Genomic DNA, 6188 nt, shown 5'->3' with positions numbered 1-6188 from the left:
CACACAGTGCGCCCCCCCCCCCCTCCCCCCCGCGGCCCCCCCCCCCCCCTGCCCGACCCCCGCCCGCGGTCCCGGGGCCCGCACCCCCGCCCGGGCCGCCGGCGCCGCCCCGGCCGCACGCCCGCGCCCTCGCTCCCTGCGGCCGAGGGGCGTCAGCATTCCCCTGCCGATGCCACAGGGCTGACAGCTACAGCATGCGTTGTCTGCCGTACGCGGCGAACTCCGATTCCAGGGCCTGTTTGTCCGTTTCGGTCATGCGGCGGTAGTGCGGTGCGCCTCGGCCTGCCCACCGGTGGACCGGTTCGTCGGTGCGCCAGGCCTGCTCCTGTAGTTCGCGCTTGAGGACCTTGTTCGAACCGGTTACCGGGAGGTTGGCCGAGACGCGCAGGAACCGGGGTGTGCCTTTGCTGCCGAGGTCGTCCTGGGTACCGAGGAACTCGGTGAACTCGGCGACATCGAAGCCGGCCGGATCGGCGACTTCGACGGCGGCCATGACCTGATCGCCCGAGCGTGGGTCGGGCACCCCGAACACGGCGGCGGCGATGACCGCGGGGTGACGGCGCAGGACCTGTTCGATCATGAGTGCCGAGGTGTTCTCGCCGTCGACCCGGATCCAGTCGCCCTTGCGGCCGGCGAAGTACAGGAATCCGTCGGTGTCGACGTAGCCCAGATCCCCGGTCCAGTACCAGCCGTTGCGAATGCGGTCGGCGTCGGCGACCTCGTTCTTGTAGTAGCCCTCGAAGGCGAGCGCGCCCGCTTTGTCGATCATCTCCCCGATGGCCTCGTCGGGATTGCGGACCCGGCCGTGCTGGTCGAGTTCGGCCCGCGCGCACTCCCGCAGGGTGTCCGGATTCACCACCGCCACACCGGGATGCGCGGGCCTGCCTAGGGCGGCGGGCGGTGCGGCGGGATCCAGGGCCGCCAGGCTCGGGCCCTCGCTGGAGCCGTACCCCTCGAACAGCTCCGCGCCGAAGCGGCGGCGGAACTCGTCCTGATCGGCCACCGACGCCTCGGTGCCGAACCCCCGCACCAGCGTATTGTCCGAATCCGTCGCGGCTTCGGGCGTGGCCAGCAGGTATCCCAGCGCCTTGCCGACGTAGGTGAAGTACGTCGCGCCGAAGTGCCGCACATCCGGAAGGAACTGCGACGCCGAGAATTTCGGGGTCAGGCAGATCGTCGCGCCGACCGACAGGGCCGGAGCCCACAGCGCCATGATGGCATTGCCGTGGAACAGCGGCATACAGCAGTAGTCCACGTCCTCGCGCACGTGCCCGAACTTCGCCGCCGCGGCGTAGGCGACCACGGCGAGGCGGCGCTGGGTGCACCGCACCGCCTTCGACGTGCCGGTGGTGCCCGAGGTGAACAACAGCAGCAGCAATTCCGCCGGCCCGCCCACCGCCGTCGGCGGCACGCGGTGGGCGTCGATCCGGGTGGCGTAGCCGGGATCGTCGACCAGCAGGAACCGATCCGCGGTGAGGCCGAGATCCAGCTGCCGCAGCCGAGCCATCCCCGCGGCGTCGGTGACGATCAGCTGGCAGTCGACATACCGCGCATCGGCGGCCAGCTGGGTGGTGCCCCGAGTCGGGTTGAGACCCGCCACCGTCGCTCCCGCCAGCGCCGCCGCGCCCAGCCAGAAGACGAAATCGGGCACATTGTCCAGCAGCACGCCGATGTGGAACGGGCCGTCGCGGCGCAGGGTGCGGGCCAGTTCCGCGCGGGCGGCCGACTCGTGGACGACCGCGTCCCAGGTCCAGGCGGTGTCGCGGGTGCGCAGGCCGAGCCGCTGGTCACCGAGCCGGTCGAGGAGCATGCTCGCGATATCAGCCCGGTGCGCGCCCGGGATCGCGTCCGTTCGTTCCGTCATCGTCACGCGCCCGGATGCACGAGTTCGACGTATTCGCGCGGCAATTCGTCGAAGGTCAGCTTGCGGATCTCCGCGGGGCCGGAGTGATACGAGTCCTCACCTTCGATGCGGCCCTCGGCATCGATCGGCCACAGCAGCAGCTGACGGAACACGACCAGGTAGTCGGCGTCCGGATCGTCGACGGGGATGCCGATCTGCGCGGCGTACGCACCCGGGTAGATCTGCTTCAGGAAGCCCTCGGTCACCACACAGTGGTCGTCGACGACCAGCCGGTCCAGCTGGTACTCGAGCACATTGCTGCGGCTGGCGACGAAATCGGAGTAGTAGGTGTGCACGACGTCACGGCCCTTCGGGCCGACGTCGTTGCCTTCGTTCCAGAAGTGGTAGGCCGGTTCGGGGACCAGGGTCCGCATGAGCCCGTCGAGATCGGGTGCGGCCTCGGCCTTCATGTGTTCGATGACGATGCCGAGCACCGTGCGGTGCCGTTCGTTCGTGGTGACGGCCAGGCGCTGTTCGAGCGGCGCCCAGGTGTTGTTCGGATCGATGACCGCCATGGTGGAGACTCCTTCTCGTACACCGGGTTTCCCGGTTCGCACCAACCGGTGCCCGTCGATCATCACCGACAGCAGTGATCCAGATCACCCGACATCCGTCGCCGGCTGGTGCCGAACCGCCCGACGCGCGTCGGATCCCGTCGGCGGGTCCGGGGACAATTCCGCCGACGACAGGGCGATCCGGCGCATCATCAGCGCCAAGGTGGCCATGAACCGGTCCAGCGCCTCGCCGACATGCCAGCCCATCACCGCCTCGACCTGCGCGATCCGTGCCGCGACGGTGCTGTGATGCAGGTGCAGTTCGTCCGCGGTGCGCCGCAGTGATCCGAACAGGCAGAATGCCTCCAGGGTGTCGACGGCGAGGCCACCCGCCTCCGTCGCGGCGAAGTCGTTGAGCCGCACCACATCCGGCGCACCGAGGAGCCGCGAAACCGGCAGTTCCCCGAGCAGGGCGAGAGATCCGAGCCGTTCGAAGGCGATCACCCGGCGTCCGTGCCAGGTCGATGAAGCGAATCGCAGCGCACGCCGCGCCTGATCCCAGGACGTGGCGGCTGCCAGTGCGGGCAGCCGTTCGCCCATCCCGACCCAGGGACCATCGGCGCCCCGGCATGATGCCGGAAATGCCTGCACGACAGCCGTATTCAGGACATCCGACAGCTCCCGGCAGGTGCCCCCGTCCTGCACCAGCACCGCGGTGGTCGTGCCGAGGATCGTCGAGCGGACCACCGGGACATGCTCGGCGATGATGCGCACCGCGTCCGCCGTGCCCGGTCCGGATACCGCCAGCAGGCACATCGGCCGCCCGGGATCGACGCCGAGCAGGCGCATCGCGCGGACCCGATCCGCGCGCCGCTGTTCCTCCGACAGCACCACTTCGAGCAGGGCCGGGTCGCCCAGCCCGGTCGGCCCGGTCGCGCCCCGTCGCGATGCCACCCGCAGACAGTGCCGCAACCGGCCCACCAGCACGCCGTCCAGGTGGCGCGGGGCGCCTGTCCGTTCCAGCCACACCGCGGGCTCCGTGCCGAGCGCTCCCGGCGGTGCTGCGGCGGTCGGAAGCAGTCGGCCCGCCGCGTCGTACCGAATGGTGGTGCCCGACGGCCAGCGCGCGCCCGCCGGGCATTCGGCCAGGACCGCGGCCGCGCGGATCACCGTATCGGCATTGGCGTCGGATTCGGCGAAGCGATCGAAGTACTCGACGACCCGCATCAGGTCGGCGGTGGGCTCGAGCTCATCCATTCGGCACCTCCACTGTGGTGGACTGTCGACCAGAGTGACTCCGAGCATGCCGGGTCGCCGCGGGATTTCGCGCGGATCATCCCGCTGGATGGCACAGCGATCCCCGTCCGCGGTCAGAACCGCCACCGGGTCGCGGCGGCGATCTGTTCGGGGGTGGCGTCGGCGAAGAGGGTGATCTCACCGCGGCGGACGCTGCTGATCGTGTCGGCCAGTTCGGCGCCGAACGCGCAGGAGAGCACCGGGTCTGCTTCGAAGGCGGCGACCGCATCGTGCAGGGTTCTCGGCAGCGCGTCGATCCCTTCGGCGTGGCGGGTTTGTCGATCGAGGCCGGCGGGGTCGACGGCGACCGGGCTGGGCAGTGCGAGGTCGGCGGCCAGGCCCGCCCGGCCGGCGATCAGCAAGCCGGCGAGCGCCAGATAGGGATTGGCCGCTGGATCGAAGCACTTGATCTCGAGGTTGGCGGCGTACTCGCGTTCGCCGTCGGCTCCGGTGATGAAACGCAGTGCGGCCTCACGGTTCTCCAGCCCCCAGCACGCGTAGATCCCGGCCCAGTGACTGGGGCGCAGTCGCAGGTAGCTGGCCATCGACGGGCAGCCGATCGCGAGCAGCCCGGGCAGGTGTTTCAGGATGCCTGCGGCGAAGCGGTGCCCGGGGTCGGTGAGGCCGAACGGCCCGGAGCCACCTGCCATCGTATTGCGCCCGTCGCGCCACAGGCTGAGGTGGATGTGGCCGCCGTTGCCCACCTCGTCGACGCCGACCATCGGTGCGAAGCAGGCGCGCAGGCCATGTGCGGCGCTGGCCGCACGAATGGTCTCGCGGACCACGATCGCGGTATCGGCGGTAGCCAGCGGATCGGCGGCGGCGATGGACAATTCGAACTGGCTGACCGCGTACTCCGGATGTATCTGCTCGACGACGATGCCGCTGTCGCGCAGCGCGTCGAGGAGATCGCGCAGGTAGCCGCCGAGCTCGACGAGCTTGGCGGCACCGTAGGCGGGCGCGGTGGTAGCCGGGTGGAAGGCGTCGGGGTCGGCAGGGTCGGTCCGCGAGACGACCCATTCGAATTCGATCGCGGCGCGCACCATGAAGCCGTCGGTGGCGAGTTCGTCGACGATGCGGCGCAGCAGCAACCGGGGGTCGCGTGGGTGCGGTGCGCCGTCCTGGGTATACCGATCGGCAGGGGCGATCGCCCAGCCGGGGAGCGCGGCGAGCGGTGCGACGCGTGCCAGGTCAGGGTGCAGCCGCAGGTCGCCGGTGGGCCCGCCGGCGAAATGCCCGGACAGGATCGAGTCGTCGAGCAGGAACGCGTCGAATACGGGGGAGGCTCCCACGCCCCACGCCGCGGCGTGGGGTAGCCGTTCGAGCGGGACGGCTTTGGTCCGGGTGATGCCGCTGGTGTCCACCCAGGTGAGGGCAACCGCGACGATTCCACGGTCGCGCAGTGCCGCGGCGATGGTCGTGGCGCGGTGGGAGCGGTGCTGACGTTCCTGCTCGGTCAGAAGTTCCACTGGTGCCCGGCTAGGAGAACCGTCCCTTCTCCGCGTGTTCCATCAAGCGCAGGAACTGTTCGGTGCGCATGTGGACGAGCGTCTCGTGGTCACCGGCCTCGAAATAGATGTCGGGTTGAGCGCTCAGGCTTTCGTCCATCAGGGTTGTCATGCCGTAGGCGGTGCACACGGGAGGGATCGCGCCGACTTCGCAGTCCTTGAAGACTTCGCGGATCTCCGACTCGTGGGCGAACGACAGCCGTCGTCCGGTCTGGTCCCACAGTTTCGGCAACCGCAGGTGATGAGTGGATGGCAGCACGGCGCCGACAAAGCCCTGGTCGTCTTCGAGGAGGACGGTCTTGGCGAGCCGGTCGCCGGGGATGGCCGCTGTTTCGGCCGTCTCGGTTCTGCTGTGACTGTGCGGATGCCGCACAGTCTCATACTCCACACCCGCGTCCTGCAGGCACGTGTGCACGGTTGCTGACATGGCCATGGCGGAACCTCCATCGGCTGGTTGGCACCACCGCCGAGCTCGGCGGCCTTGAATTCAGCATAGGCTCATTGCCTCCATCCGGAGCCTGCGAAATTCGGTGACCAGCTAGACCACCCGGCTGAGCGCGCGCAGATCCGCGTCCAGTTTCCGGAACAACCAATACACGGCGACGAAGGCGAGCCCGGCGGCCGCGCACAGCCCCAGCACCGAATTGCGCACGAGCCACAGCTCCCCGGGTTCGAGAAGGCTGAATCCGGCCAGCACCCCGACCACCGGCACCGACGCGGTCACCGCGAGGTAGACCGTGGTTCTGCGGCGCAGCCAGCTCAGGTCGGCGGCGTCGCGTTCGGTCGTGCGTCCGTGGCGCAGGTAGCGGGGATAGACGCAGCGGACGAGGTAGAACGTGGAAAGGAAGAAGGTGTAGGCGACCGAGATGGTGCCTGCCACCAGCACAGTCGCCGCCGTATGGATCTGTAGTCGCACCGGAAGGTCGGTGTACCAGCGCAGCAGCAGCACGGCCGTCACGGTGGCGATGAGCGCGGCCAGCAGCGTGT

Annotated in this window: 5 protein-coding genes and 1 pseudogene; all 6 read right to left on the bottom strand. The window is 69.6% G+C overall.

From position 1 onward, the window contains the following. Positions 1–187: 187 nt before the first annotated feature. Complete coding sequence (locus tag ACFWPJ_RS21970; RefSeq protein ID WP_378854120.1) at positions 188–1864, bottom strand: AMP-binding protein; 1677 nt, start codon at positions 1862–1864, stop codon at positions 188–190. 2 nt (positions 1865–1866) lie between these two features. Next, positions 1867–2418 carry a nuclear transport factor 2 family protein gene (locus ACFWPJ_RS21965; RefSeq protein WP_378854117.1) on the bottom strand — a complete coding sequence of 184 codons (552 nt, stop codon included), beginning with the start codon at positions 2416–2418 and terminating at the stop codon, positions 1867–1869. Between the two features lie 84 nt (positions 2419–2502). Then, the gene (locus ACFWPJ_RS21960) at positions 2503–3654 is read right to left on the bottom strand and encodes a PucR family transcriptional regulator (RefSeq protein ID WP_378854115.1); all 1152 of its coding nucleotides are present in this window, start codon (positions 3652–3654) and stop codon (positions 2503–2505) included. A 113-nt stretch (positions 3655–3767) separates the two neighbouring features. Further along, on the bottom strand, positions 3768–5162 hold the full coding sequence (locus ACFWPJ_RS21955; RefSeq protein ID WP_378854113.1) for a glutamine synthetase family protein: 1395 nt from the start codon (positions 5160–5162) through the stop codon (positions 3768–3770). 10 nt (positions 5163–5172) lie between these two features. After that, entirely contained in the window at positions 5173–5634 is a 462-nt protein-coding gene (locus ACFWPJ_RS21950; RefSeq protein ID WP_378854111.1) for an aminoacyl-tRNA deacylase, read from the bottom strand. Positions 5635–5739: 105 nt separating this feature from the next. Further along, positions 5740–6188, bottom strand: a pseudogene (locus tag ACFWPJ_RS21945) (serine/threonine protein kinase); the annotation flags it as partial.

It is taken from the genome of Nocardia sp. NPDC058497 (assembly GCF_042720195.1).
GTDB lineage: Bacteria > Actinomycetota > Actinomycetes > Mycobacteriales > Mycobacteriaceae > Nocardia.
Note: the sequence above shows the minus strand (reverse complement) of the source record. Positions and strands in the feature narration are given on the sequence as shown.

Coding starts and splice junctions, on each gene's coding strand:
- ACFWPJ_RS21970 (WP_378854120.1), bottom strand. CDS start 1,864: ATGACGGAACGAACGGACGCGATCCCGGGCGCGCACCGGGCTGATATC.
- ACFWPJ_RS21950 (WP_378854111.1), bottom strand. CDS start 5,634: ATGGCCATGTCAGCAACCGTGCACACGTGCCTGCAGGACGCGGGTGTG.
- ACFWPJ_RS21960 (WP_378854115.1), bottom strand. CDS start 3,654: ATGGATGAGCTCGAGCCCACCGCCGACCTGATGCGGGTCGTCGAGTAC.
- ACFWPJ_RS21965 (WP_378854117.1), bottom strand. CDS start 2,418: ATGGCGGTCATCGATCCGAACAACACCTGGGCGCCGCTCGAACAGCGC.